This is a genomic window from Streptomyces sp. NBC_00513 (assembly GCF_041431415.1).
GTDB lineage: Bacteria > Actinomycetota > Actinomycetes > Streptomycetales > Streptomycetaceae > Streptomyces.
The window spans coordinates 2,183,629-2,209,018 of record NZ_CP107845.1 but is presented as its reverse complement, the minus strand read 5'-3'; the positions used below and the strand labels follow the sequence as shown (position 1 = coordinate 2,209,018).

The following is a 25,390-nucleotide window of genomic DNA, read 5'->3' as shown; positions in this document are numbered from 1 at the left end:
GTGTTCAGGCCTCCGTGGGGGCAAGGCGCACGAGTTCCGCCTCGGTCGACTTCAGCAGGTCGTTCCAGGACGCCGCGAACTTCTCGACGCCCTCGTCTTCCAGCAGCTGAACGACATCGTCGTACGAGATGCCCAGCTTCGCGACCGCGTCGAGCTCGGCGCGCGACTGCTCGTAGGTGCCGCGGATGGTGTCGCCGGTGACCTCGCCGTGGTCGGCGGTGGCCTCCATGGTGGCTTCCGGCATGGTGTTCACGGTGCCGGGGGCGACCAGGTCCACCACGTACAGGGTGTCCTTGTAGGCCGGGTCCTTGACGCCGGTCGAGGCCCACAGCGGACGCTGCTTGTTCGCGTGCGCCTTGTCCAGGGCGGCCCAGCGCTCACCGGCGAAGACCTCCTCGAAGGCCTCGTACGCCAGACGGGCGTTGGCGAGGGCCGCCTTGCCCTTCAGGGCCTTGGCCTCGTCGGTGCCGAGGTGGTCGAGACGCTTGTCGATCTCGGTGTCCACGCGGGACACGAAGAACGAGGCGACCGAGTGGATCTTGGCGAGGTCCAGGCCGGCGGCCTTGGCCTTCTCCAGACCCGCCAGGTACGCCTCCATGACCTCGCGGTAGCGCTCCAGCGAGAAGATCAGCGTGACGTTGACGCTGATGCCCCGGCCGATGACCTCGGTGATCGCCGGCAGGCCGGCCTTGGTCGCCGGGATCTTGATGAGCGTGTTCGGGCGGTCCACCAGCCAGGCGAGCTGCTTGGCCTCGGCGACGGTCGCCCTGGTGTTGTGGGCGAGACGGGGGTCGACCTCGATCGAGACCCGGCCGTCCTGACCCTCCGTGGCGTCGAAGACGGGGCGCAGGATGTCGGCGGCGTCGCGGACGTCCGCCGTCGTGATCATGCGGATCGCCTCTTCGACGGTGACCTTGCGGGCCGCGAGGTCGGCGAGCTGCTGCTCGTAACCGTCGCCGCTGCTGATCGCCTTCTGGAAGATCGACGGGTTGGTGGTGACACCGACCACGTGCTGCTGGTCGATGAGCTCGGCGAGGTTGCCGGACGTGATGCGCTTGCGGGACAGGTCGTCCAGCCAGATCGCCACGCCCTCGTCGGAGAGGCGCTTGAGTGCGTCTGTCATGGGAATTGCATCTCCTACTGGTTCGTGTACCGGTGTCAGCGCGCGGCGGCGGCGATGCCGCCCGTTTCGCTGAGGGAGGCCTGGGCGGCGGCGGTCACGGCCTCGGCCGTCAGACCGAACTCGCGGAACAGCAGGGCGCCGTCGGCGGAGGCACCGAAGTGCTCCAGCGACACGATCCGGCCCGCGTCGCCGACGTAGCGGTGCCAGGTCAGACCGATGCCGGCCTCGACGGCGACGCGCGCCTTGACGGCGGGCGGCAGGACGCTGTCCTTGTACGCCTGGTCCTGCTCCTCGAACCACTCGACGGACGGCATCGAGACCACGCGGGTCGGGATGCCCTCGGCCTGGAGCGCCTCGCGGGCGCCGACGGCGAGCTGGACCTCGGAGCCGGTGCCGATGAGGATCACCTGCGGCTCGCCGCCCTCGGCGTCGAGGAGGACGTACCCGCCCTTGGCGGTGTTCTCGTTGAGCTCGTAGGTGGGCACGCCCTGGCGGGTCAGCGCCAGACCGTGCGGGGCACCCTTGCCGAACACCTTGGTGTGGCGACGGAGGATCTCGCGCCAGGCGACGACGGTCTCGTTCGCGTCCGCCGGGCGGACCACGTTCAGGCCCGGGATGGCGCGCAGCGAGGCGACGTGCTCGACCGGCTGGTGGGTCGGGCCGTCCTCGCCGAGGCCGACGGAGTCGTGCGTCCACACGTAGGTGACCGGCACGTGCATCAGCGCGGAGAGGCGGACCGCGTTGCGCATGTAGTCGGAGAACGTGAGGAACGTGCCGCCGTAGACACGGGTGTGGCCGTGCAGCGCGATGCCGTTCATGGCCGCGGCCATGGCGTGCTCGCGGATGCCGAAGTGGATGGTGCGGCCGTACGGCTTCGCGCCCGGGAGCGGGTTGCCCACCGGCAGGAACGAGGAGTTCTTGTCGATGGTGGTGTTGTTGGAGCCGGCCAGGTCGGCCGAGCCGCCCCACAGCTCCGGGATGACCGCGCCGAGGGCCTCCAGGACCTTGCCGGACGCGGCGCGGGTGGCGACGCCCTTGCCGGCCTCGAAGACGGGGAGCTTCTCCTCCCAGCCCGCGGGCAGCTCGTTGGCGTTGATGCGGTCGAACTCGGCCGCGCGCTCCGGGTTGGAGGTGCGCCAGGCGGAGAAGTCCTTCTCCCACGCGGCCTTGACCTCGCGGCCCCGGTCGAGCGCCTCGCGCGTGTGGGCGAGGACCTCGTCGGCGACGTCGAAGCTCTTCTCCGGGTCGAAGCCGAGGACGCGCTTGGTGGCCGCGACCTCGTCGGCGCCGAGCGCCGAGCCGTGCGCGGCCTCGGTGTTCTGGGCGTGCGGGGCGGGCCAGGCGATGATCGAGCGCATGGCGATGAAGGACGGGCGCCCGGTCTCGGCCTTGGCGGCCTCCAGCGCGTCGAACAGCGCCTTCGGGTCCAGGTCGCCGCTCTCCTGCGGGGCGACGCGCTGGACGTGCCAGCCGTAGGCCTCGTAGCGCGCGAGGGTGTCCTCGGAGACGGCCGTCTCCGTGTCGCCCTCGATGGAGATGTGGTTGTCGTCCCACAGCAGCACGAGGTTGCCGAGCTTCTGGTGGCCGGCCAGCGAGGACGCCTCGTGCGAGATGCCCTCCTGGAGGCAGCCGTCGCCGGCGATGGCGTAGATCATGTGATCGAACGGGGAGGTGCCCGGGGCGGCCTCGGGGTCGAACAGACCGCGCTCGTAGCGGGCGGCCATGGCCATGCCCACCGCGTTGGCGACGCCCTGGCCCAGCGGGCCGGTGGTCGTCTCGACGCCCTTGGTGTGTCCGTACTCCGGGTGACCGGGGGTCTTGGAGCCCCAGGTGCGGAACGCCTCCAGGTCAGCCAGCTCCAGGCCGAAACCGGCCAGGTAGAGCTGGGTGTAGAGGGTCAGGGACGAGTGCCCTGCGGAGAGCACGAAGCGGTCACGCCCGACCCACTCGGGATCGGCGGGGTCGTGCCGCATGACCTTCTGGAAAAGGGTGTACGCGGCGGGGGCCAGGCTCATCGCCGTACCGGGGTGGCCGTTCCCGACCTTCTGTACCGCGTCGGCGGCCAGGATGCGGGCGGTGTCGACGGCCCGCTGGTCCAGTTCGGTCCACTCGAGCTCTGTGGTGGTCGGCTTGGTGCTCACCGTTTGTCAGGGCTCCTCTCCACATGTCGGTTTCCCGGTGACGAACGGTGCACCGGAGCGATTCCGAGCCTACCCCCGCCGGGGCGTGCGGCTATTCGAGTGCCGGTAGTGCGTCGCCTGGTTGGCGACTGGTGTTCACCTGGGCTCCCGCCGATCGGCCCAACACGAGGGGACCCCCGCGCGGGGCGACACAAGAGCAACGTCTAGAGTGGCGTGGTACGCGCAAGCCTTTACCGGACTTTCACGCCTGAAGAGTGCGAGTCGGAGCTTGCTGGATTCTCTCTCAGGGGTGTGCGTGACGGCCGTCGAATCCCGTCCAGCGGCGGTGCTCGGGACGAGCCCCGGTCACCGGCCGTTCGGGGCCAGGGCCATGGCATTCGTGGCTTTGACCAAGCCTCGGATCATCGAACTTCTGCTGATCACCACAGTGCCGGTGATGTTCCTGGCCGAGGGGAGCGTTCCCTCCCTCTGGCTGGTTCTCGCGACCTGCTTCGGCGGTTACCTCTCGGCCGGTGGCGCGAACGCGCTGAACATGTACATCGACCGCGACATCGACGCGTTGATGGACCGCACCGCGCAGCGGCCGCTGGTGACCGGCATGGTGAGCCCGCGCGAGTGCCTGGCCTTCGGCCTCGGCCTCGCGGTGGTCTCCACCCTCTTCTTGGGGCTCCTCGTCAACTGGCTGTCCGCGGCCCTGTCGCTCGGCGCGCTCCTCTTCTACGTCGTGGTCTACACGATGCTGTTGAAGCGGCGCACCTCGCAGAACATCGTCTGGGGCGGCATCGCCGGTTGCATGCCGGTGCTCATCGGCTGGTCCGCGGTGAAGAACGAGGTCTCCTGGGCCGCGATCATCCTGTTCCTCGTCATCTTCTTCTGGACGCCGCCGCACTACTGGCCGCTGTCCATGAAGGTGAAGGACGACTACGCGCGGGCCGGCGTGCCGATGCTGCCGGTCGTGGCGGGCAACAAGGTCGTGGCGCGCCAGATCGTCCTCTACAGCTGGGTGATGGTGGCGGTCTCGCTGCTGCTGACCCCGCTCGGCTACACCGGCTGGTTCTACACGACGGTGGCGCTGGTGGCCGGCGGTTGGTGGCTGTGGGAGGCGCACGCGCTGAACGCGCGCGCCAAGTCGGGCGTGACGGGCGCGAAGCTGAAGGAGATGCGACTGTTCCACTGGTCGATCACCTATGTGTCGCTGCTCTTCGTCGCCGTCGCCGTGGATCCCTTCCTCAAGTGATTACTCGTCGGTAGCATCGAGTCATGGCAGACACCGCAGACACCCCGGTCACCCCGGCCACGCCGGACAAGAAGCAGGACCGCACCGCCGCGAAGCTGGCCCGGCAGATCGGCGCGTTCGCCAAGCGGCACGGCGGCGCCGAGGGCCAGCTCGCCCACATCGGGCAGGCCGGCACCCGGATCGTGCTCGTGGGCACCGACGGAGGCTGGGGCGACCTGGTGGCCCCGACCTACGGCGTGGCCGAGCTGGCCGCCGAGAAGGCCGGGCTGACCCTGCACGAGGAGTTCGACGGCGAGTTCGCCGCGCGCGTGCGGACCGGGCCCTACGAGTGGACCCGGATGGCCGGCATCCAGATGGGCGGACCCGCCAATCCCGGATTCTGAGGGCTCGGTCAACAGCGCGAGCAACACCTCACACCCCGCTCACCCGTTAGGACGTGTGGAAGCCCCTTCCTCACGTCCGCAACGGGATGACCGGATGATCGAAACGCCGCCCCTGGTGGACCAGTACTGCCAGGGAGTGCTCCGCACGGAGCTGGGCCTCGGCACCTTCGAGGCCCACCTGATCAGCTCTGCCGGCCCGCCCGCCGCCGGCACCACCTTCTTCGACACCCAGACCGGCTTCGCCGTGCGCCGCTGGTGTCCGCCGCTGCTGGGGCTGGAGCCCCACTGCACGCCCGCCCGCTACCTGGCCCGCCGGCGCGAACTCGGGGTCGTCGAGGCCGGCAAACGCCTGCTGCGCGGCTCCCGGGTCGCCGCGTACCTGGTCGACACGGGGGTCCCCGGGGACCTCACCGGGCCCAAGGAACTCTCCCTCGCCGGTGACGCCGAGACCTTCGAGATCGTACGGCTGGAGCTGCTGGCCGAGCAGGTCGCCGACACCTCCGGAACCGTCACAGCCTTCCTCTCCAACCTCGTCGAGGCCCTCCAGCACGCCGCCGCCGGGGCCGCGGCCTTCAGCTGCGGGGCCGCCGCCGGATACCCCGCCGTGCTGGCCTTCGCCCCCGAGCCGCCCGGTCCCGGCGAGGTCCACGGGGCGGCCGGGCGGTGGCTGGCCCGCCGGGCCAAGGGCGAGGCCGTACGCGACCCCGTGCTCCTGCGGCACCTGCTGTGGAGCGCGGTGGCGTCCGGGCTGCCGATCCAGCTGCACACGGGCGCGGGGGAGCCGGCGGAGTACCCGGGGCGGGCCGATCCGGCCCTGCTGACGGACTTCGTACGGGCCACCGCGGGCCTCGGGACCCGGCTCGTGCTGCTCGGCGGCTATCCGTACCACCGCCACTCGGCGCGACTGGCGTCCGCCTTCCCCCACGTGTACGCCGACCTGGGCGCCGTCCTCTCGCAGACCGGGGCGCGGGCGGCGACGGTACTGGCCGAACTGCTGGAGACCGCCCCCTTCGGGAAGCTGATGTTCTCCAGCGGCGGTCGCCGACTGCCCGAGCTGCACGCCGTCGGCGCCCTGGTCTTCCGGCAGGCGATCCAGGACGTGCTCGGTGGCTGGGTCGCCGACGGGTCCTGGTCCCGGCGGGACGCGGACCGGGTCGCGGCCATGATCGCGGCGGGGAACGCCCGGCGCGTCTACCGACTGGACGAACGCGCCTGAGCGGCCCGGCCCACGAGGGCCGGGCCGCTCAGCCGGATCGGGTGTCTCAGACGGTCGCGAGCAGCGGGTCGCCCTGGGCCGGGATCCCGGCCTTGCCGGCAGGCCGCTCGCGCAGGCTCAGCGCGACGCGGAGCACCGCGATCCACACCAGGCACGAGCCCAGCATGTGGGCGGCGACCAGGGCCTCGGGCACCTGGGTGAAGAACTGCACGTAGCCGATGGCGCCCTGGGCGAGCAGCACGATCAGCAGGTCCCGGGCGCGCGCCCGGGTGTCGACGGGGGCGTCGACCACGCGCAGCACCAGCCACATCGCGACGGCGAGCGCGCACACCACCCAGGCGGCGATGGCGTGCACGTGGGCCGTGGCCGCCCAGTCGAACGGCATCCGCTTGATCTCGCTGCTGTCACCCGCGTGCGGACCGGACCCGGTGACCACCGTGCCGGCGGCGATCAGGACCAGGGTGGTGGCGATCAGCGTCCAGGAGAGCCTGCGCACGGGTGCGGGCACCCGGGGCCGGGCCGGGGAGTCGCCCTCGGCCGCGCGCTGCCAGGTGATCGTCGTCACCGTGATCAGCGAGGTGGCGAGCAGGAAGTGCCCGGCCACGCTGTACGGGTTGAGCCCCGTCAGGACGGTGATGCCGCCGAGCACGGCGTTGCCCATCACGATGGCGAACTGGAGCCAGCCCATCCGGGACAGGGAACGCCGCCACGGCTTCGTCGAACGGGCGGCGACGATGGCCCAGCCGACGGCGGCGCAGAGCACGTACGTCAGCATGCGGTTGCCGAACTCGATCGCCCCGTGGAAGCCCTGTTCCCGGGTGACGATCAGGCTTTCGTCGGTGCACTTGGGCCAGGTGTCGCAGCCGAGACCGGATCCGGTCAGTCGCACCGCGCCGCCGGTGACGACGATGACCACGCTCATGACGAGCGCGGCGAGCGCGGCCCGCCGGACGGTCCGGGGTGACGGGGTCCAGCGGCCGGCGATGAAGGAGAGAGGGGTCAACACGGCCCCTATCGTAGGCCGCGCCTTGTGCAAACTTTCACGAGGGGGTGCCGGCGGCCGAGTCGGGTCCTATGACCAGGCGGAATCGTGCTCCGGCCGGGTCTCCCTCCTCGTGCCACCACAGCCGGATCCGCCACAGGCCGTTGTCGCCCGGGTAGTCCGGCGAATCCATGAAGCCGCGCACCAGCTCCGCCGCCACGTCCTCCGCGGTGCGGTTGCGCACCTCCGTCGAGCCGTGCCACGGACGCTCCTGTACGGTCCACAGCCCGTCCGCGCCCCGGACCTCCAGCCGCCACACGGCGAGCCAGGGCGTGACCTCCAGCATCGTGCCCACCTGCTCGGCGCCCAGGCCCAACCGGGCCGCGATCTCGGGCTCCGCGACGCCCTGGATCCGCGCCGCCACCACCGCCTGGGGCAGCAGCCGTTCGGGCAGCAGGCCGCCCGCGCGCAGGCTCACCAGCGACTCGAAGGACAGGAAGCGCAGGCGCAGTTCCAACTGCCGGCCGATGTGGTCCAGGGCCTCCTCGGCCTCCTGGGCCTCCTCGGCGCCGGGCGCGGCCAGCAGCAGGCGGCGAAACCCCGCCTCCGCGTCGACGGCCCAGGCCACCGCGTCCTCGGCGGACCCCAGCTCCGCGAGCCGGTCCCCGAGGAACACCTTGGCCTGCGCCAGACCCCGGCGGTTGACCGGGTCGTGCTGGTCGAGGGACGCCCACACCTCGACGGCGGTGCGGGTCAGGTCCCGGGCGCGCTCGCCGGCCGCGCGCTCCATCGGGGTCGGGCCGCTCTCGGCCACCGTGCCCAGCGGGTGCCGGGGGAGCCGTGCGTCGTCGCTGAGGGGCCAGGCCAGCCAGACTCCCTGGTTGATCAGCCCCCGGGCGTACCAGCGGGCGTACTCGGGGGCGTGCCCTGCGGCCTGCTGCGCGTGCCGCAGGGCCTCCTCGATCGCCGAGAGCGCCCCGGCCCGGTCCCCGGCGGCGAACCGGCGGGCCGCGAGGTCGCCCAGCCGCAGCCCCAGCCGGGCCGCGCACTCGGCGTCCGTCCGGGCGGGCTCGCGGAGCGCGCCGATCAACTCGGCCAGCAGCCGGTCGCTCTCGCCGGGCTCCGCGTGCGCGGCTCCCGAGCGGACTCTCGCCCACTGCTCGTCCAGCCGCAGAACGGCCTCCCGCTGTGTCATGCCCACCCCCCGGCGTCATCGTCGTGCGTCACTGATGCGTGGAGGTGGTCATCCTCCTGCCATGCCAACGCGCGAGGGAGGGGATTCACTCCCAGCGGAAGAACCGCGCGGCGGCGCCCAGCCCCAGCACCGCCCAGCCGAACAGGATCGCGGCGTCGCCCCAGGGCATCGAGGCCCCGTGTTGGAGCACCTCGCGCAGCCCGTCGGACAGGGCCGAGATCGGCAGCAGTTCGAGTACGGAGCGCACGGCGTCGGGGAACTTGTCCAGCGGCACGATCACCCCGCCGCCGACCAGCAGCAGCAGGAAGACGAGGTTGGCGGCGGCCAGGGTCATCTCGGCCTTGAGGGTGCCCGCCATCAGCAGGCCCAGCCCCGAGAAGGCCGCGGTGCCGAGCAGGATCAGCGCCGCGACCGACAGCGGGTTCCCGTGCGGGGACCAACCCAGCGCGAGGGCGATCACCGTCAGCAGGGCGACCTGGAGCACCTCGGTGACCAGGACGGACAGGGTCTTGGCAGCCATCAGGGCCCGGCGCGGCAGCGGGGAGGCCCCGAGCCGCTTGAGGACCCCGTAGCGACGGTCGAAACCGGTGGCGATGGCCTGGCCGGTGAAGGCGGTGGACATCACCGCGAGGGCGAGGACGCCGGGCGCCAGGAAGTCCACGGCCTTGCCGTCGCCGGTGTCCACGACGTCCACGGCGGAGAAGAGCACCAGCAGCAGCGCCGGAATGATCACGGTGAGCAGGAGCTGCTCCCCGTTGCGCAGCAGCATCCGGGTCTCCAGCGCGGTCTGCGCCCGGATCATGTGGGACAGGGGAGCGGCCCCCGGGTCGGGGGTGAACGTACCGGCGCTCATGCGCGCAGCTCCTTGCCCGTGAGTTCGAGGAAGACGTCTTCCAGCGTGTGCCGCTCGACCGAGAGGCTGTCCGGCATCACCCCGTTCTGCGCGCACCAGGACGCGACGGTGGCCAGCAGTTGCGGGTGCACGTCACCGGTGACCCGGTAGACGCCGGCGCTGAGCTCGGCGGCCTCGGTGCCGTCGGGCAGCGCCTTCAGCAGGGAGGCCAGGTCCAGGGAGGGGCGGCCGGTGAAGCGCAGGGTGTTCTCGGCACCGCCCCGACAGAGCTGCTCGGGGCTGCCGTGGGCGATGACCCTGCCCGCGTCGACGATGGCGACCTCGTCGGCGAGCTGCTCGGCCTCGTCCATGTGGTGGGTGGTCAGGACGACGGTGACCCCGTCGGCGCGCAGTTCCCGTACGAGGTCCCAGGTCGCGCGGCGGGCCTGCGGGTCGAGACCGGCCGTGGGCTCGTCGAGGAAGACCAGCTCGGGCCGGCCCACGACGGCCATGGCGAGCGACAGGCGCTGCTGCTGGCCGCCGGAGAGCCGGCGGTAGGCGGTGCGGCCGCACCCGCCGAGTCCGAGGCGTTCCACGAGGGTGTCCACGTCGAGCGGGTTCGCGTACAGCCTGGCCATGTGGCGGAGCATCTCGACGGCGCGGGCGCCGGAGTAGACCCCGCCGGACTGGAGCATGACGCCGATCCGCGGGCGCAGGGCCCCGGCCTGGGTGATCGGGTCGAGGCCGAGGACGCGGACGGTGCCCGCGTCGGGGCGCCGGTAGCCCTCGCAGGTCTCCACGGTGGTGGTCTTGCCCGCGCCGTTGGGACCCAGTACCGCGGTGACCGACGCCGTGCGGACGGTGAGGTCCAGTCCGTCCACGGCCGGTCGGTGGGGGTGGGGGCGGTACCGCTTCACCAGTCCGCGGATCTCCACGGCGGGGTCGTTGCTCATGCGGGTGAGTCTACGGAGGGCCGAGGGGGGTCCTCGGTGCCGGGGGCGGCGGGGCCACGGGCATGGCCGTCCATGATTTCTCGGCGCGCCGCGACGTGGTCGAAATCCCCGTTCCAGGGCCGCCGGCGCGGATTTCCCGGCTCCCGGATTCGAACACCGCGTCGCGATCACGGCTCTTTTCGGCCCCGTGGCCCTGGATGGCCCAGTCGGTTTCCGTGAACTTTTCCGGATCCCGGCGTTTTCCGTCCCGGGGCCCTCTCGGGCGGGGGATTGCTGGTGGGGGCCGTCGCCCGGTGCTCCCGAGGCACTGTCCGAGAGTGTGGAATGCAGGCCTCCGAATAACTCTGCGTCGACAAATTAGGTAACCCTTAGTGATGGAGGCCACCCGGGGTGGCCCCGGTCACGGCTTGTCGATGCTCGGTTAATTACGCAACAATGGCGTTGTGAAATACGGCGAACGGATGATCGAGACCCCCCAGGGGGAACTCGTGACCGGGGAGCGGTCCACCCGCAACCGGGTCGCGCGCTCCATCCTGGACCACGGTCCGTCCACCGTCGCCGACCTCGCCAAGCGTCTCGGCCTCACCCAGGCCGCCGTCCGTCGTCACCTCGACGCACTCGTCGCCGACGACGTGATCGCACCCCGCGAGCAGCGTGTGTACGGCGCACGTACGCGGGGTCGGCCGGCCAAGGTGTTCGCGCTCACCGACTGCGGCCGCGACGCGTTCGACCAGTCCTACGACTCGCTCGCCGTCGAGGCCCTGCGCTGGATCGCGCAGTCCGCCGGCGGGGGCGAGCAGGGCGAGGCGGCGGTCGCCGCGTTCGCCCGCGCACGACTGGCCGCACAGGCGGAGACCTACCGGGAATCCGTCGAGGCGGCCGCTCCCGCGGAACGGACCGAGGCTCTGGCCAAGGCGTTGACCGCGGACGGGTACGCTGCCACGGCGAAGAGTGCTCCCGGTCCGCACAGCGGTGAACAGCTCTGCCAGCACCACTGCCCGGTCGCCCACGTGGCCGAGCAGTTCCCGCAGCTCTGCGAGGCGGAGACCGAGGTCTTCTCCCGCCTGCTCGGGACACATGTGCAGCGACTCGCCACGATCGCCCACGGCGACGGGGTGTGCACGACGTTCATTCCGCGCAGCGCGGGCACCGGCGCCAAGGGCGCCGCACAGACCGACACATCAGTATCTGCAAGTACGGCCGGGAGGAACCCCGCATGACCACGGAGACTGCTCACCCTGAGCTCGATGGCCTGGGCACCTACGAATACGGCTGGGCCGACTCCGACGCGGCGGGCGCCACCGCCAAGCGGGGTCTGTCCGAGGATGTCGTCCGCGACATCTCGGCCAAGAAGTCCGAGCCGGAGTGGATGCTGAACCTCCGGCTGAAGGGCCTGAAGCTGTTCGGCAAGAAGCCCATGCCGAACTGGGGCTCGGACCTCTCCGGCATCGACTTCGACAACATCAAGTACTTCGTGCGTTCGACCGAGAAGCAGGCCGCTTCCTGGGAGGACCTGCCCGAGGACATCAAGAACACGTACGACAAGCTCGGCATCCCCGAGGCGGAGAAGCAGCGCCTCGTCGCCGGTGTCGCGGCCCAGTACGAGTCCGAGGTCGTCTACCACCAGATCCGCGAGGACCTGGAGGAGCAGGGCGTCATCTTCCTCGACACGGACACCGCGCTGAAGGAGCACCCCGAGCTCTTCCAGGAGTACTTCGGAACGGTCATCCCGGTCGGCGACAACAAGTTCGCGTCGCTGAACACCGCCGTGTGGTCGGGCGGCTCGTTCATCTACGTCCCCAAGGGCGTCAAGGTCGACATCCCGCTCCAGGCCTACTTCCGCATCAACACGGAGAACATGGGCCAGTTCGAGCGGACGCTGATCATCGTCGACGAGGACGCCTACGTCCACTACGTCGAGGGCTGCACCGCCCCGATCTACTCCTCGGACTCGCTGCACAGCGCCGTGGTCGAGATCATCGTGAAGAAGGGCGGCCGCTGCCGCTACACGACGATCCAGAACTGGTCGAACAACGTCTACAACCTGGTCACCAAGCGCGCCGTGGCGTACGAGGGCGCGACCATGGAGTGGATCGACGGCAACATCGGTTCCAAGGTCACCATGAAGTACCCGGCGGTCTACCTGATGGGCGAGCACGCCAAGGGCGAGACCCTGTCCATCGCCTTCGCGGGCGAGGGCCAGCACCAGGACGCCGGCTCCAAGATGGTCCACATGGCGCCGAACACCTCCTCTAACATCGTCTCCAAGTCGGTGGCGCGAGGTGGCGGCCGCACCTCCTACCGCGGTCTGGTCGAGATCGGCGAGGGCGCGCACGGCTCCAAGTCCAACGTGCTGTGCGACGCGCTCCTGGTCGACACGATCTCCCGCTCGGACACGTACCCCTACGTGGACGTCCGCGAGGACGACGTCTCCATGGGGCACGAGGCCACCGTCTCCAAGGTCTCCGACGACCAGCTCTTCTACCTGATGAGCCGCGGTCTGACCGAGTTCGAGGCCATGGCCATGATCGTGCGCGGCTTCGTCGAGCCCATCGCCCGTGAGCTGCCCATGGAGTACGCGCTGGAGCTGAACCGGCTGATCGAGCTGCAGATGGAGGGCTCGGTCGGTTAGTCCCGACCCGGCCGGACCATCCGCAGCACATTCATAGACGTAGGAAGAGAGCAAGACGACAGCCATGGCTGAGGCTCAGAACATTCCGGCGGGCTCGACCACCGCCGGCGCGATCGCGGTGGCCGCAGAGTCCACCGTCGCCACCCGGATGAGCGCGCCCCCGTCCTTCGACGTGGCGGACTTCCCGGTTCCCAACGGCCGCGAGGAGGAGTGGCGGTTCACCCCGCTCGCCCGCCTCAAGGGCCTGCACGACGGCACCGCGGTCGCCGACGGCACCCTGAAGGCCCAGATCGACGCGCCCGAGGTCGTCACGATCGAGTCGGTGGAGCGCGGCGACGCGCGCATCGGCAAGGCGGGCACCCCGGTGGACCGGGTCGCCGCGCAGGCGTTCTCGTCCTTCGCCAAGGCCACGGTCGTCACCGTGCCCAAGGAGGCCGTCCTCACCGAGCCCGTGCGCGTCACGCTGCACGGCGAGGGGGGCACCACCTTCGGCCACACGGTCTTCGACGTGAAGGCCTTCGCCGAGGCCGTCGTCGTCATCGACCACACCGGTGACGGCGTGCGCGCCGCCAACGTCGACTTCCTCGTCGGCGACGGCGCGAAGCTCACCGTCGTGTCGGTGCAGGACTGGGACGACACCGCCGTCCACGTCTCCCAGCACAACGCGCTGGTGGGCCGCGACGCTACCTTCAAGTCGATCGTCGTCACCTTCGGCGGCGACCTCGTCCGCCTGCACCCGCGCGTGACCTACGCCGGCCCCGGCGGCGAGGCCGAGCTCTTCGGCCTGTACTTCACGGACGCCGGCCAGCACCAGGAGCACCGCCTCCTGGTCGACCACAGCGCCCCGCACTGCAAGTCGAACGTGGTCTACAAGGGCGCCCTCCAGGGCCAGGACGCCCACGCGGTCTGGATCGGTGACGTGCTCATCGAGAAGACCGCCGAGGGCACCGACACCTACGAGATGAACCGCAACCTCGTCCTCACGGACGGCGCGCGGGTCGACTCGGTGCCGAACCTGGAGATCGAGACCGGCGAGATCGTCGGCGCCGGCCACGCCTCCGCGACCGGCCGCTTCGATGACGAGCAGCTCTTCTACCTCCAGGCCCGCGGCATCCCGGCCGACGAGGCCCGCCGGCTGGTCGTGCGCGGCTTCTTCGCCGAGCTGGTCCAGCAGATCGGTGTCGACGACATCGAGGAGCGCCTGCTCTCCAAGATCGAGACCGAGCTCCAGGGTTCCGTCTGATGAATTACGTCAAGGCCTGTGCGCTGAGCGAGCTGGAGGCGGACACCCCCAAGCGGGTGGAACTCGACGGCACGCCGGTGTCCATCGTCTCCACCGAGGGGGAGGTGTTCGCGATCAACGACATCTGCTCGCACGCGAACGTGTCCCTCTCGGAGGGCGAGGTCGAGGACTGCATGATCGAGTGCTGGCTGCACGGCTCGGCGTTCGACCTGCGAACCGGCAAGCCGTCCGGCCTGCCCGCGACGCGCCCCGTACCCGTATACCCCGTAAAGATCGAAGGGGACGACGTGCTCGTCTCCCTCACCCAGGAGTCCTGAGGTATCCATGGCAACGCTTGAAATCCACGACCTGCACGTCTCCGTCGAGGCCGAGCACGGCGCCCGCGAGATCCTCAAGGGCGTCGACCTCACCGTCAAGCAGGGTGAGACGCACGCCATCATGGGTCCGAACGGCTCCGGCAAGTCCACGCTGGCCTACTCGCTGGCCGGTCACCCGAAGTACACGATCACCGGTGGCACCGTCACCCTCGACGGCGAAGACGTCCTGGAGATGTCCGTCGACGAGCGCGCCCGCGCCGGCCTGTTCCTCGCCATGCAGTACCCGGTCGAGGTCCCCGGCGTCTCGGTCTCCAACTTCCTGCGCACCTCGGCCACCGCCATCCGCGGTGAGGCGCCCAAGCTGCGCACCTGGGTGAAGGAGGTCAAGTCCGCCATGGAGCAGCTCCAGATGGACACGGCCTTCGCCGAGCGCAACGTCAACGAGGGCTTCTCCGGCGGCGAGAAGAAGCGCCACGAGATCCTCCAGCTGGAGCTCCTCAAGCCGAAGATCGCGATCCTCGACGAGACCGACTCCGGCCTGGACGTCGACGCCCTGCGCGTCGTCTCCGAGGGCGTCAACCGGGTCCGTGAGAGCGGCGAGGTCGGCACCCTGCTGATCACCCACTACACGCGCATCCTGCGCTACATCAAGCCCGACTTCGTGCACGTGTTCGCGAACGGCCGGATCGCCGAGTCCGGCGGCGCCGAGCTGGCGGACCAGCTGGAGGCCGAGGGTTACGACAAGTACGTGAAGGGTGGCGCGACCGCGTGACACAGCTGCCTGGCCTCCTCGACATCGAGGCGATCCGCAAGGACTTCCCCCTTCTGGATCGTGTGGTCCACGACGGGAAGAAGATCGTTTACCTGGACAACGCTGCGACCTCGCAGAAGCCGCGCCAGGTGCTCGACGCGTTGAACGAGTACTACGAGCAGCACAACGCCAACGTCCACCGCGGCGTGCACGTGCTCGCAGAGGAGGCCACGGCGCTGTACGAGGGCGCCCGCGACAAGGTCGCCGCCTTCATCAACGCACCGAGCCGCGACGAGGTGATCTTCACCAAGAACGCCTCGGAGTCGCTCAACCTGGTCGCGAACATGCTCGGCTGGGCGGACGAGCCCTACCGGGTCGACCGCGAGACCGAGATCGCCATCACGGAGATGGAGCACCACTCCAACATCGTCCCGTGGCAGCTGCTCTCGCAGCGCACGGGCGCGAAGCTGAAGTGGTTCGGCCTCACCGACGACGGCCGGCTCGACCTGTCCAACATCGAAGAGGTCATCACGGAGAAGACGAAGATCGTCTCCTTCACGCTGGTCTCCAACATCATGGGCACGGTCAACCCGACCGAGGCGATCGTCCGGCGCGCGCAGGAGGTCGGCGCGCTGGTGCTGATCGACGCCTCGCAGGCCGCCCCGCACATGCCGCTGGACGTACAGGCGCTCGGCGCCGACTTCGTGGCCTTCACCGGCCACAAGATGTGCGGCCCGACCGGCATCGGCGTCCTGTGGGGCCGGCAGGAGCTCCTGGAGGACCTCCCGCCGTTCCTCGGTGGCGGCGAGATGATCGAGACCGTGTCGATGCACGCCTCGACCTACGCCCCGGCCCCGCACAAGTTCGAGGCGGGTACGCCCCCGATCGCCCAGGCCGTCGGCCTCGGCGCGGCCGTGGACTACCTGAGCGCGATCGGCATGGACAAGATCGCCGCGCACGAGCACGCGATCACGGAGTACGCCGTCAAGCGCCTCCTGGAGGTGCCCGACCTGCGGATCATCGGCCCCACCACGGCCGAGGACCGCGGCGCCGCCATCTCCTTCACGCTGGGTGACATCCACCCGCACGACGTCGGCCAGGTGCTGGACGAGCAGGGCATCGCGGTCCGCGTGGGACACCACTGCGCGCGCCCCGTCTGCCTGCGCTACGGAATTCCCGCGACCACGCGGGCGTCTTTCTACCTGTACTCCTCTCCGGCCGAGGTCGACGCGCTGATCGACGGGCTGGAGCACGTACGGAACTTCTTCGGATAGCGACGAAGGCGGACGAGGACGCAGTGAAGCTGGATTCGATGTACCAGGAACTGATCCTGGACCACTACAAGCACCCGCACGGGCGTGGCCTGCGCGACGGCGACGCCGAGGTGCACCACGTCAACCCCACGTGCGGTGACGAGATCACGCTGCGCGTGAAGTACGACGGCGAGACGCTCACCGACGTCTCGTACGAGGGCCAGGGCTGCTCCATCAGCCAGGCCAGCGCGTCCGTGCTGAACGAGCTGCTGGTCGGCAAGGACCTCGCCGACGCGCGTCGGATCCAGGAGACCTTCCTGGAGCTGATGCAGTCCAAGGGCAAGATCGAGCCCGACGAGGCCATGGAAGAGGTACTGGAGGACGCGGTCGCGTTCGCCGGTGTCGCCAAGTTTCCCGCCCGCGTGAAGTGTGCTCTGCTGAGCTGGATGGCGTGGAAGGACGCGACCGCCCAGGCCCTGGGCGACGCGGAGAGGAAGACGGCATGACCGAGAACGCGACGCCCGAGGCGTCGATCAAGCCGGCCAGCGAGGAAGAGGTCCGCGAGGCCCTCTACGACGTGGTCGACCCCGAGCTGGGCATCGACGTCGTGAACCTGGGCCTGATCTACGGCATCCACGTCGACGACGCGAACATCGCCACCCTCGACATGACGCTCACCTCGGCGGCCTGCCCGCTGACGGACGTCATCGAGGACCAGGCGAAGTCGGCGACGGAAGGCATCGTCAACGAACTTCGCATCAACTGGGTCTGGATGCCCCCGTGGGGCCCGGACAAGATCACGGATGACGGCCGTGAGCAGCTGCGCGCACTCGGTTTCAACGTCTGAGTCGACGTGTGTGAGGAGGGGCCCCCGGCACGGTGCCGGGGGCCCCTCCTGCCGTTCGGGCCCTCGCGGGGCCCGGGCGGACGGGCTCGGGCACGGCCGGGCGGGAGGCGGAGCGGGCCGTGACGCGAGTCGTGACGCGTGTCGTGACGCGGGCCGTGACGCGTGTCGTCCTCCTGTCGTCCGTCCTCCCGCGACGTCCGCTCCTCGGCCTGTTCGTCCGGCCGTCGGGCGGTGTGCACCGGAAGTTGGCCGCGGTGGCCGAATCTTCTCCATGGCCGCCACGCTCATGCCGTGGCGCAGCAGTCGAGAGGACCATCTGTGACCGTTCGCCCATCGCCGGCGCGCCGTGCGGGCGCCCTCGGCGTCGCCGGGGCCGCGGCCCTCCTCGTCGCGGGGCTGACAGCGCCCGCGCACGCCGTCGGGTACGCCGATCCGACGATCTCGCTCTCCGCCACGCACCTCACCGGGGCCGTGGGCGCGTACGGCGACCCCGCCGTGACGGTGGACGTCGAGCAGCCCGGGGTGCCGGCCGGCTTCCTGCGGCTGCGGGTGCTGTCCTCCAGCAACCCCGCGGTGGCCGCCGTGGGGGACGTACGGCAGCAGCGGACCCCCTCGGGCGACCGCAGCCTGACGGTGCGCCCGCGGGGCCAGGGGTACACCGACCTGATGCTCCAGGTCACCGGACGCGGTGGGAAGACCGCGACGGCCACCCTGGCCTACGCCGCCTCGGCGCGGGTCGGCGGCGCGCCCACGACCCGCTACCTCACCGGGTCCTCGGACGCCTCGGCCGCCGTGGACGTGGGCGGCGGACACGTGCTGGTGGCCGACGACGAGTCCAACGTCCTGCGCCTGTACGACCGCTCCCGCACCGGCGCGCCGGTCAGGACCTGGGACCTCGGCCCCTCGCTCGGCCTGAAGAAGGAGGTCGACATCGAGGCGGCGGCCCGGGTGGGCGACACCGTCTACTGGACGGGCTCGCTGGGCAACAACAAGGACGGCAAGTACAAGGCGGAGCGGAACACGGTCTTCACCACGACGATCACCGGATCCGGCGCCGGCACCGAGGTCACCTTCGGCAGCGCCCACCACGGCCTGCGCGAGGACCTGATCGCCTGGGACACCGCGCACGGCCACCGCTTCGGCTTCGCGGCCGGCACGGCGAACGGGCAGGTCCCCAAGCGGATCGACGGCTTCAACATCGAGGGGCTGGAGTTCGCGCCGGGCTCCACCACCACCGCCTATCTCGGATTCCGGGCGCCGCTCGCCCCGGCCGTGCCGGGCGGCAAGGCGCTCGTCGTACCCGTCACCAACATGGACCGGGTGGTCGCGGGCACGGCCGCGCCGGTCTTCGGCGAGCCGATCGAGATGGACCTCGGTGGCCTCGCGATCCGCGACATCCGCAGGAACGCGGCGAACCAGTACCTGATCCTGGCCGGCTCGTGGGCCGCCGACGACAACTCCGACCCGTACGCGCTGTACCAGTGGGACGGAGTCCCCGGGCACGCCCCGCGTAAGCGGGTGGACCTGCCCACCACCGATCCCGGGGGGTGGGAGGTCGTGGTGAACGTGCCCGACCTGAGGGTGCCCGGGGCCCGCGTGCAACTGATCACCGACAGCGGCTCCGCCGACCTGTACGGCGACGGCAGGGAAGCCAAGGACCTCGACCACCCGGAGTGGAAGAAGGCCCGCTCCGCATGGTTCACGCTCGGCCCGACGCGTGGCGGACACCGATGACGCGTGGCGCCGCCGATGACCGCGTGGGGGACACCGATGAACGTGTGGCGCCGCCGATGACCGCGTGGGCGACACCGATGACCGTGTGGGGGACACCGATGAACTCGTGGGGGACACCGATGAAGCGGACGACGCGACGGACGACGCCGGGGAACAGGCAGCGGGCGACGCGGCGGCTGGGTGTCGCCGCCCTCGCCGCGCTGACGCTCGCCGGGGTGAACTCACCGGCCCTGGCGACCGGTTACGGCACACCGACCATCACGTTCTCCGCCTCCTACCTGTCGGGGGCCGTCGGCGGGGTCGGGGATCCCGTCGTGGACGTGACCGTGGGACAGAGCGGCGCGGACGCGTCCGCGCTGGTCGTCAGCGCGACGGCCTCCAGCAAGGCCTCGGTCGCCGGGACCGGGGACGTCACCGTCACCGGCGCGGGCGCGGTCCGGCAACTGGCCGTGACCGCACGGGGCCGCGGCTACACCAACCTCACCGTCAAGGTGAGTGGGCTGGGCGGCAAGAGCGCCACCAAGACCCTGTCGTACGCGGCGTCGGCCGCCGTGGCGAACCCCGCCGACGCGCGCTACCTCGTCGGCGCCTCGGACTCCTCGGCCGCCGTGGACGTCGGCGGCGGCTACACCGTGGTCGCGGACGACGAGTCGAACGTGCTGCGGCTGTACGACCGTTCCCGGTCCGCCGCGCCGCTGAGGACCTGGGACTTCAGCTCACAGCTCGGGGTGAGCAAGGAGGTGGACATCGAGGGGGCGACCCGGATCGGCGACACCGTCTACTGGACCGGTTCGCTCGGCAACAACAAGGACGGCGAGTACAAGGCGCCCCGCAACACGGTGTTCACCACCACGCTCAGCGGATCCGGGGCGGGCGCGCAACTCGCGTACGGACGCTCGTACAAGAAGCTCCGCGACGACCTGGTGGCCTGGGACAAGGGCAACGGCAACCGCTACGGCTTCGCGGCCGGTACGGCGGACGGCGAGGCGCCGAAGCAGATCGACGGGTTCAACGTGGAGGGGCTGGAGTTCGCGCCGGGCTCCACCACCACCGCCTATCTCGGATTCCGGGCGCCGCTCGCCCCGGCCGTGCCGGGCGGCAAGGCGCTGGTGGTGCCGGTCAGCAACTTCGACAAGGTGCTGTCCACGGGTGCGAAGGCCACCTTCGGCGCGGGCATCGAGCTCGACCTCGGAGGCCTCGCGATCCGCGACATCCGAAAGAACGCGGCGAACCAGTACCTGATCCTGGCCGGCTCGTGGGCCGCCGACGACAACTCGGACCCGTACGCGCTGTACCAGTGGGACGGGGTCGCGGGCCACGCCCCGGTCAAGCGGGCCGACCTGCCGACCACGGATCCCGGCGGCTGGGAGGCCATCGTGGAGGTGCCCGACCTGTCGGTCGCGGGGGCGCGGGTCCAGCTGATCACCGACAGCGGCTCCGCCGACCTGTACGGGGACGGCACCGAGGCCAAGGACCTGACGCACGCGGAGTGGAAGAAGGCGCGGGCGGCCTGGTTCACGCTGAACTGATCCGCCGAACCGATCCGCCGAACTGATCTCCGTTCGCCCCGCCGGACCGGTCTCCCGGCGGGGCGTGCGCGGGGAGCGCCCGGGCATGTGTACGGGCGTACGCAACGATGTGTACTCTTGTACGCATGCCCTACGTACTGCTTGCCGCGGCCATCGCCGCCGAGGTCGCCGGCACGACCGCCATGAAGTTCAGCGAAGGCTTCACGAAGCTGTGGCCCTCGATCGGCACGGTCCTGGGCTACCTCATCGCCTTCACCCTGCTCGCGCAGACCCTGAAGACGATGTCGGTGGGAACGGCGTACGCGATCTGGGCGGGCGTCGGCACGGCCGCCATCGCCGCCATCGGCATGCTGTTCCTCGGGGAGGCGGCGACCGCGGCGAAGATCGCCGGAATCGCGCTGATCATCGGCGGGGTCGTCCTGCTGAACCTCGGCGGGGCGGCCCACTGATGCCGGCCGGAGCGGTGCGCCGCCACGACCCGGAACGGCGGCAGCGGATCATCGACGCGGCGATCCGGGTGGTGGGCGCCAAGGGCATCGCGGGCCTGAGTCACCGCACCGTGGCGGCGGAGGCGGACGTCCCCCTGGGATCCACGACCTACCACTTCAAGACCCTGGACGACCTCCTCGTGGCGGCCCTGCGCCAGGCGAACGAGCATTTCGTCCTGGTGCCCGACCCCGCGGAGCCGGACCTCGCGACGGCGCTCGCCCGGCTGCTGGGGGAGCTCCTGGCGGCGGGCCGGGACCGGGGACGGGTGGAGTTGGAGTACGAGCTGTACCTGGCGGCCCTGCGCCGCCCTGCGCTGCGGCCGGTGGCCGCCGAGTGGTGCGCGTCCGTGGCGGCGGCGCTGGGCGGGCGGACGGACCCCGTGACGGCGCGGGCGCTGGTGGCGGTGATGGACGGGATCAGTCTCCAGGTCCTGCTGACGGACGCGGAGTACGACCCGGCGTACGCGCGGGACATCCTGGGGCGGGTGCTGGCCGGGGCGTGAAGGGGCGCCGCCCGGGGACGGCGGTCGCCGCCGCCGGGGCCCCGCGCGCACCCTGGTGCGACCGGGGTCTCGTGCGGCCTCCGGGTCCGCCGGGGTGTCCGGCGTCGATCAGGGGGCGGCGCGGACCGCCTCCAGGGCGGTTCGGACGCCGGCCTCGATGTCCGTGATCGGGTAGATCACCTCGCGCACCGTCCGGTCCCGGTCCAGGACGAGGGTCAGCCGCTTGAGCCGGCTCACCCCGGCCGCGCGGAAGGTCGGCAGCCGCAGCGCCGAGGTCAGCGCGAGTTCCGCGTCCGAGAGGAGCGGGAAGCGCAACCGCTCCGCCTCGGCGAACTCCCGCTGCTCGTCCGGCCGCTGGGTGGAGACGCCCTGCACCGTCGCGCCCGCCGCCGTGAACTCGGCCAACTGGTCCCGGAACGTGCAGGATTCCAGCGTGCACCCCTTCGCCCCGGGGATCCCGGCCCACCCCGGCGGATAGGACTCGGCCCGGGCGTAGGCGCCCGGGAAGCAGTACAGGACCGTGAACGGCGCGTCCGCCACGGGGTCGCGGGGCTCCCCGAACCGGTCCGGGAGCAGCAGCTCCGGCACCCGGGTACCGAGCAGCGCGTGCACCCGCGCCGCCTCCCGCGAGGATTCCTCGGTCGTCGCCGTCATCTCTCCCTCTCCCAGGATCCAGGTGTCCCCCCAGTCCTGGAGGGCCACCAGCACCGGCAGCAGCCCCCGGCCGCGCGGGGTGAGTCGGTACTCGTGCCGCACCGGGCGTTCCTGGTACGGCTCGCGCGTCAACACCCCGGCCTCGACCAGCAGTTTCAGCCGCTCGGTCAGGACCTTGCGGGAGACGCCGAGCTCGCGCTGGAACTCCTCGAACCGGTGCACGCCGCGCGCGGCGTCGCGCACGACGAGCAGCGTCCACCAGTCGCCCACGACGTCGAGGGCCTGGGCGATGGAGCAGTCCGCGTCGCCGAGGTGCGTGCGCTGGGCCATGGGAACTCCTTTGTCCGTTGACCCAAGGCTGCCATGCTGGCATAGTCCGTTCCTAAAGGGAACTGACCTGCTCGTGGGGGGCGCCGGCATGTTGCGAGGGTTCAAGGACGTGCCGAGGGTGGTGTGGCTCCTGGCGGCCGGGGTGTTCGTCAACGCCGTCGTCGGCTTCACCTTCGTCTTCGTCTTCGTGTACCTGGTCGGACCGCGCGGCCTCGGCGCCGCGCCGGCCGGCCTCGCCGTCGGCGTCGGTGGCGTCGGCCTGGTCGCCGGCAACTTCACCGGAGGCTGGTACGGCGACCGCTTCGGCCACCGCCGGGTACTGCTCACCGCCGCCGCGTTCGGCGGCCTCGCCCTGGCCTGCCTTCCGTTCCTGCCCACCCCGCTGCTGTGCGCCCTCCTGCCGGCCGTCCAGTACGCGTCCGGGGTGATTCGCGCCGCCAACTCCGCGCTCGTCGCCGTCACCGTCCCCGAGGGCGCCCGCCGGCAGGCCTACGCCGTCGTACGGTGCGCCTCCAACGGCGGCTTCACCCTCGGCCCGCCACTCGGGGCGCTGGTCGCGGCCGGCCTCTCGTACGACTGGCTGTTCGTCGCCGACGGCGTGGGCACCCTCGTCCTCGCCGTCTGGACCGCCCGGATCGTCCCGGCCCGCGGTGCCGGCCACGGACCCGCCGCGGCCCGGGACGGGGGTCCGGGCCGCGGCGTCACCGCCGAGCTGCGGGCCCGCCCCGCCCTGCTCGTCCTGCTCGCCGCCGTCCTCGTCGTGGACGTCGTCTACCGGCAGCAGTACTCCACCCTTCCGATCTTCCTCGCCGACCACGGCTTCGACATCCGCGCCTTCGGGCTGGTCGTCGCCCTCAACGGCGGGGTCGTCCTGCTGCTGGAACTGCCCGCCGCCGTCGCCCTGCGCGAGCGCCCGCCCCTGGCCGTCGTCGGCACCGGACTGCTCCTCGTCGGAGCCGGTCACGCGGTGCTGATCGCCGGAGCGGGCCTCGCGAGCGCCGTCGTGATGATGGTGTTGCTCAGCCTCGGGGAGATCCTCTACAAGACCACCGCCACCGCCTACGTGGCCGACCAGGCCCCGGCGCACGCGGTCGGCCGCTTCCAGAGCCTGTACGCGGGGGTCTCGGTCAGCGGCGTCGTCCTCGGCGCACCGCTCGGCGGGGCCCTGTACGCCACCGCCCCCGGGCTGCTGTGGCCGGCGTGCGCGGTTCTGGCCGCCGGCGCCGGGGTCGCGGTGCTGTGGACCGCCCGTCGGCCGCGCCGGCCCCGGCGCCGGGATCCGATGGCCGGGCGGGCTCAGGATCCGATGGCCGGGCACGCTCGGGAGGCGCGACCCGGGCGGGCGGGGAGCCGTGACCTCCAGAGGGCGGAGGGCGCCGGGGCCGACCGCCTCGCCGCCGGCGCGACGGGCGGGCAGGAAGCCGGGACCGACTCCCGCGCGCCGAGCGCGACACGCGGCGCGACCGTCACATGAGACCGGTTCGCGACCGCGGCCCGTCGCCGGTTAGGTTTCGGGCATGACTGCTACGCGTACCTCCGGCGCCGTCGCCGCCGGCCTTGCCACCCTCACCGCCGACGGCACCGTCCTCGACACCTGGTTCCCCGCCCCCCGCCTCGTCGCCGAGCCCGGCCCGGCCGGCACCGAGCGCCTCACCGCCGAACAGGCCGTGGAACTCCTCGGGGCCACCGCGCCGAAGGCGATCCGCCGGGACGCGGTCCGCGGGGTCGAGGTCGTAGCCGTCCGCACGGTCATCTCCTCGCTCGACGACAAGCCGCTGGACGCCCACGACGCGTACCTGCGCCTCCACCTGCTCAGCCACCGCCTGGTCAAGCCGCACGGCCAGAACCTCGACGGCCTCTTCGGCCTGCTGACCAACGTCGCCTGGACCTCGCTGGGCCCCGTCCCGGTCGACGAGATCGAGACGGTCCGCCTGAACGCCCGCGCCGAGGGCCTGCACCTCCAGGTCACCTCGATCGACAAGTTCCCGCGCATGACCGACTACGTCGCCCCCAAGGGCGTCCGCATCGCCGACGCCGACCGCGTCCGCCTCGGCGCGCACCTCGCCGAGGGCACCACCGTCATGCACGAGGGCTTCGTCAACTTCAACGCCGGCACCCTCGGCACCTCCATGGTCGAGGGCCGCATCTCGGCCGGCGTCGTGGTCGGCGACGGATCCGACATCGGCGGCGGCGCGTCCACCATGGGCACCCTGTCGGGCGGCGGCAAGCAGATCATCTCGATCGGCGAGCGCACCCTGGTCGGCGCCGAGGCGGGCGTCGGCATCGCCCTCGGCGACGAGTGCATCGTCGAGGCCGGCCTGTACGTCACCGCGGGCACCCGCGTCACCCTCCCGGACGGCCAGATCGTCAAGGCCCTGGAACTCTCCGGCGCCGACAACATCCTCTTCCGCCGCAACTCGGTCACCGGCGCCGTCGAGGCCCGCCCGAACAACGCGGTCTGGGGCGGCCTGAACGAGATCCTGCACAGCCACAACTGACCCCCGAACGGGGCCGGATCGCCCGCGGCGGACGTCACGACGCCCTCCCACCCCGAACGGGTGGGAGGGCGTCGCGCGTCCCCGAGTGGACGCCGGCCGCGGGCGGCCCTCCCGCCCCGAGCGGGGGAGGGTGTCCGACGGGCCGAACCGGTCAGTGCAAGGGGATCGTGCGGACCAGGCCGGCGAAGGCCTGTTCCTCTTCCTCCGTCAGTTCCACCGACTCCATGGGGTGCCCGGCCGGACCGCGCTGGGTCGGGATCGTCGACAGGCCCTCGAAGGCGTCCTGCCCGGAGTGGTGGAAGCGGCCGTCCCAGAGGACGTGGCCGAGGCCGATCACCCAGACGAGGGCGGCCACGAGCAGGACGGCTATGCCGATTTCCTGGACGAGGGTGATGGAGGGGAACACACGGTCCTCCGGGGGTGCGGGATCGAGCGTGCAAGATCGGGCGTGCAGACACTCAACACCAGAACGGTCGAATTGGACAGGGGTGTGTCGAGTGTCACGCCAGGGCCGAAAGTCCCCACCTTGTCCGGAAAGGCCCCCTCGAC

25 protein-coding genes are annotated in these 25,390 nt (G+C 71.3%); 17 read left to right on the top strand and 8 right to left on the bottom strand.

Going from position 1 to position 25,390, the window contains the following annotated elements; all coding sequences use genetic code 11:
- Positions 1-4: 4 nt before the first annotated feature.
- Both tal and tkt read right to left on the bottom strand, forming a co-directional pair.
- A complete protein-coding gene (gene tal, locus OHA84_RS10455; RefSeq protein ID WP_266950936.1) occupies positions 5-1,123 on the bottom strand; it encodes a transaldolase in 1,119 nt (372 codons plus the stop codon).
- Positions 1,124-1,158: 35 nt separating this feature from the next.
- Entirely contained in the window at positions 1,159-3,264 is a 2,106-nt protein-coding gene (gene tkt / locus OHA84_RS10450) for a transketolase (RefSeq protein WP_266950938.1), read from the bottom strand.
- Positions 3,265-3,559: 295 nt separating this feature from the next.
- Here tkt and OHA84_RS10445 point away from each other — a divergent pair, with 295 nt between their 5' ends.
- From OHA84_RS10445 to OHA84_RS10435, 3 genes are all read left to right on the top strand, one after another.
- Positions 3,560-4,501: a heme o synthase gene (locus OHA84_RS10445; protein ID WP_053681680.1), complete on the top strand. Its 942-nt coding sequence runs from the start codon at positions 3,560-3,562 to the stop codon at positions 4,499-4,501.
- 23 nt (positions 4,502-4,524) lie between these two features.
- Positions 4,525-4,884, top strand: coding sequence for a hypothetical protein (locus OHA84_RS10440; protein WP_053681620.1), 360 nt, complete (start codon positions 4,525-4,527; stop codon positions 4,882-4,884).
- Between the two features lie 94 nt (positions 4,885-4,978).
- Entirely contained in the window at positions 4,979-6,100 is a 1,122-nt protein-coding gene (locus OHA84_RS10435) for an amidohydrolase family protein (RefSeq protein WP_266972039.1), read from the top strand.
- Positions 6,101-6,146: 46 nt separating this feature from the next.
- Here the strand turns inward: OHA84_RS10435 and OHA84_RS10430 are convergent, their stop codons facing one another.
- The 4 genes from OHA84_RS10430 to OHA84_RS10415 all read right to left on the bottom strand — a co-directional run bounded on the left by OHA84_RS10430 (position 6,147) and on the right by OHA84_RS10415 (position 10,062).
- Positions 6,147-7,115, bottom strand: a complete 969-nt coding sequence (locus OHA84_RS10430) for a heme A synthase (protein WP_266951939.1) — start codon at positions 7,113-7,115, stop codon at positions 6,147-6,149.
- A gap of 25 nt (positions 7,116-7,140) precedes the next feature.
- A complete protein-coding gene (locus tag OHA84_RS10425) occupies positions 7,141-8,277 on the bottom strand; it encodes a hypothetical protein (RefSeq protein ID WP_266972041.1) in 1,137 nt (378 codons plus the stop codon).
- 85 nt (positions 8,278-8,362) lie between these two features.
- Positions 8,363-9,130 (bottom strand): ABC transporter permease, encoded by a 768-nt coding sequence (locus tag OHA84_RS10420; protein ID WP_266950945.1) that lies wholly within the window; start codon positions 9,128-9,130, stop codon positions 8,363-8,365.
- Positions 9,127-10,062, bottom strand: a complete 936-nt coding sequence (locus OHA84_RS10415) for an ABC transporter ATP-binding protein (RefSeq protein ID WP_266950947.1) — start codon at positions 10,060-10,062, stop codon at positions 9,127-9,129. Before OHA84_RS10415 ends, OHA84_RS10420 begins: the two co-directional genes overlap by 4 nt.
- 443 nt (positions 10,063-10,505) lie before the next feature.
- Here OHA84_RS10415 and OHA84_RS10410 point away from each other — a divergent pair, with 443 nt between their 5' ends.
- The 12 genes from OHA84_RS10410 (at position 10,506) to OHA84_RS10355 (ending at position 21,359) form a co-directional block, all read left to right on the top strand.
- A complete protein-coding gene (locus OHA84_RS10410) occupies positions 10,506-11,282 on the top strand; it encodes a helix-turn-helix transcriptional regulator (protein WP_371591347.1) in 777 nt (258 codons plus the stop codon).
- Positions 11,279-12,694, top strand: a complete 1,416-nt coding sequence (gene sufB / locus OHA84_RS10405; RefSeq protein WP_053681633.1) for a Fe-S cluster assembly protein SufB — start codon at positions 11,279-11,281, stop codon at positions 12,692-12,694. The genes OHA84_RS10410 and sufB overlap by 4 nt, the downstream gene beginning before the upstream one ends.
- Before the next feature lie 64 nt (positions 12,695-12,758).
- Positions 12,759-13,937 (top strand): Fe-S cluster assembly protein SufD, encoded by a 1,179-nt coding sequence (gene sufD, locus OHA84_RS10400; RefSeq protein WP_053681635.1) that lies wholly within the window; start codon positions 12,759-12,761, stop codon positions 13,935-13,937.
- On the top strand, positions 13,937-14,254 hold the full coding sequence (locus OHA84_RS10395) for a bifunctional 3-phenylpropionate/cinnamic acid dioxygenase ferredoxin subunit (RefSeq protein ID WP_053681636.1): 318 nt from the start codon (positions 13,937-13,939) through the stop codon (positions 14,252-14,254). Before sufD ends, OHA84_RS10395 begins: the two co-directional genes overlap by 1 nt.
- 7 nt (positions 14,255-14,261) lie before the next feature.
- Positions 14,262-15,026, top strand: a complete 765-nt coding sequence (gene sufC, locus OHA84_RS10390) for a Fe-S cluster assembly ATPase SufC (protein ID WP_053681638.1) — start codon at positions 14,262-14,264, stop codon at positions 15,024-15,026.
- The gene (locus tag OHA84_RS10385; protein ID WP_053681641.1) at positions 15,023-16,279 is read left to right on the top strand and encodes a cysteine desulfurase; all 1,257 of its coding nucleotides are present in this window, start codon (positions 15,023-15,025) and stop codon (positions 16,277-16,279) included. The genes sufC and OHA84_RS10385 overlap by 4 nt, the downstream gene beginning before the upstream one ends.
- Positions 16,280-16,302: 23 nt before the next feature.
- Positions 16,303-16,764 carry a Fe-S cluster assembly sulfur transfer protein SufU gene (sufU, locus tag OHA84_RS10380; protein WP_053681643.1) on the top strand — a complete coding sequence of 154 codons (462 nt, stop codon included), beginning with the start codon at positions 16,303-16,305 and terminating at the stop codon, positions 16,762-16,764.
- The gene (locus OHA84_RS10375) at positions 16,761-17,105 is read left to right on the top strand and encodes a metal-sulfur cluster assembly factor (RefSeq protein WP_053681645.1); all 345 of its coding nucleotides are present in this window, start codon (positions 16,761-16,763) and stop codon (positions 17,103-17,105) included. Before sufU ends, OHA84_RS10375 begins: the two co-directional genes overlap by 4 nt.
- Before the next feature lie 318 nt (positions 17,106-17,423).
- On the top strand, positions 17,424-18,839 hold the full coding sequence (locus OHA84_RS10370; RefSeq protein WP_371591346.1) for a hypothetical protein: 1,416 nt from the start codon (positions 17,424-17,426) through the stop codon (positions 18,837-18,839).
- A 119-nt stretch (positions 18,840-18,958) separates the two neighbouring features.
- Positions 18,959-20,368, top strand: coding sequence for a DUF3616 domain-containing protein (locus OHA84_RS10365; RefSeq protein ID WP_266972048.1), 1,410 nt, complete (start codon positions 18,959-18,961; stop codon positions 20,366-20,368).
- 125 nt (positions 20,369-20,493) lie between these two features.
- Positions 20,494-20,817 (top strand): multidrug efflux SMR transporter, encoded by a 324-nt coding sequence (locus tag OHA84_RS10360; RefSeq protein ID WP_053681650.1) that lies wholly within the window; start codon positions 20,494-20,496, stop codon positions 20,815-20,817.
- Positions 20,817-21,359: a TetR/AcrR family transcriptional regulator gene (locus OHA84_RS10355; RefSeq protein WP_053681653.1), complete on the top strand. Its 543-nt coding sequence runs from the start codon at positions 20,817-20,819 to the stop codon at positions 21,357-21,359. The genes OHA84_RS10360 and OHA84_RS10355 overlap by 1 nt, the downstream gene beginning before the upstream one ends.
- Before the next feature lie 108 nt (positions 21,360-21,467).
- Here OHA84_RS10355 and OHA84_RS10350 read toward each other — a convergent pair whose 3' ends face one another.
- Positions 21,468-22,343, bottom strand: a complete 876-nt coding sequence (locus OHA84_RS10350) for a winged helix-turn-helix transcriptional regulator (protein ID WP_266950962.1) — start codon at positions 22,341-22,343, stop codon at positions 21,468-21,470.
- An 88-nt stretch (positions 22,344-22,431) separates the two neighbouring features.
- Between OHA84_RS10350 and OHA84_RS10345 the strand changes: the two genes are divergently transcribed.
- Positions 22,432-23,817, top strand: coding sequence for an MFS transporter (locus OHA84_RS10345; RefSeq protein WP_266972051.1), 1,386 nt, complete (start codon positions 22,432-22,434; stop codon positions 23,815-23,817).
- A 43-nt stretch (positions 23,818-23,860) separates the two neighbouring features.
- Positions 23,861-24,841 carry a 2,3,4,5-tetrahydropyridine-2,6-dicarboxylate N-succinyltransferase gene (gene dapD, locus OHA84_RS10340; RefSeq protein WP_053681657.1) on the top strand — a complete coding sequence of 327 codons (981 nt, stop codon included), beginning with the start codon at positions 23,861-23,863 and terminating at the stop codon, positions 24,839-24,841.
- A 151-nt stretch (positions 24,842-24,992) separates the two neighbouring features.
- Here the strand turns inward: dapD and OHA84_RS10335 are convergent, their stop codons facing one another.
- Positions 24,993-25,247 (bottom strand): hypothetical protein, encoded by a 255-nt coding sequence (locus OHA84_RS10335; RefSeq protein ID WP_053681659.1) that lies wholly within the window; start codon positions 25,245-25,247, stop codon positions 24,993-24,995.
- Positions 25,248-25,390: the final 143 nt, after the last annotated feature.

Coding starts and splice junctions, on each gene's coding strand:
- tal (WP_266950936.1), bottom strand. CDS start 1,123: ATGACAGACGCACTCAAGCGCCTCTCCGACGAGGGCGTGGCGATCTGG.
- OHA84_RS10440 (WP_053681620.1), top strand. CDS start 4,525: ATGGCAGACACCGCAGACACCCCGGTCACCCCGGCCACGCCGGACAAG.
- OHA84_RS10435 (WP_266972039.1), top strand. CDS start 4,979: ATGATCGAAACGCCGCCCCTGGTGGACCAGTACTGCCAGGGAGTGCTC.
- OHA84_RS10425 (WP_266972041.1), bottom strand. CDS start 8,277: ATGACACAGCGGGAGGCCGTTCTGCGGCTGGACGAGCAGTGGGCGAGA.
- OHA84_RS10420 (WP_266950945.1), bottom strand. CDS start 9,130: ATGAGCGCCGGTACGTTCACCCCCGACCCGGGGGCCGCTCCCCTGTCC.
- OHA84_RS10415 (WP_266950947.1), bottom strand. CDS start 10,062: ATGAGCAACGACCCCGCCGTGGAGATCCGCGGACTGGTGAAGCGGTAC.
- sufB (WP_053681633.1), top strand. CDS start 11,279: ATGACCACGGAGACTGCTCACCCTGAGCTCGATGGCCTGGGCACCTAC.
- sufD (WP_053681635.1), top strand. CDS start 12,759: ATGGCTGAGGCTCAGAACATTCCGGCGGGCTCGACCACCGCCGGCGCG.
- OHA84_RS10395 (WP_053681636.1), top strand. CDS start 13,937: ATGAATTACGTCAAGGCCTGTGCGCTGAGCGAGCTGGAGGCGGACACC.
- sufC (WP_053681638.1), top strand. CDS start 14,262: ATGGCAACGCTTGAAATCCACGACCTGCACGTCTCCGTCGAGGCCGAG.
- OHA84_RS10375 (WP_053681645.1), top strand. CDS start 16,761: ATGACCGAGAACGCGACGCCCGAGGCGTCGATCAAGCCGGCCAGCGAG.
- OHA84_RS10365 (WP_266972048.1), top strand. CDS start 18,959: ATGAAGCGGACGACGCGACGGACGACGCCGGGGAACAGGCAGCGGGCG.
- OHA84_RS10360 (WP_053681650.1), top strand. CDS start 20,494: ATGCCCTACGTACTGCTTGCCGCGGCCATCGCCGCCGAGGTCGCCGGC.
- OHA84_RS10355 (WP_053681653.1), top strand. CDS start 20,817: ATGCCGGCCGGAGCGGTGCGCCGCCACGACCCGGAACGGCGGCAGCGG.
- OHA84_RS10350 (WP_266950962.1), bottom strand. CDS start 22,343: ATGGCCCAGCGCACGCACCTCGGCGACGCGGACTGCTCCATCGCCCAG.
- OHA84_RS10345 (WP_266972051.1), top strand. CDS start 22,432: ATGTTGCGAGGGTTCAAGGACGTGCCGAGGGTGGTGTGGCTCCTGGCG.
- dapD (WP_053681657.1), top strand. CDS start 23,861: ATGACTGCTACGCGTACCTCCGGCGCCGTCGCCGCCGGCCTTGCCACC.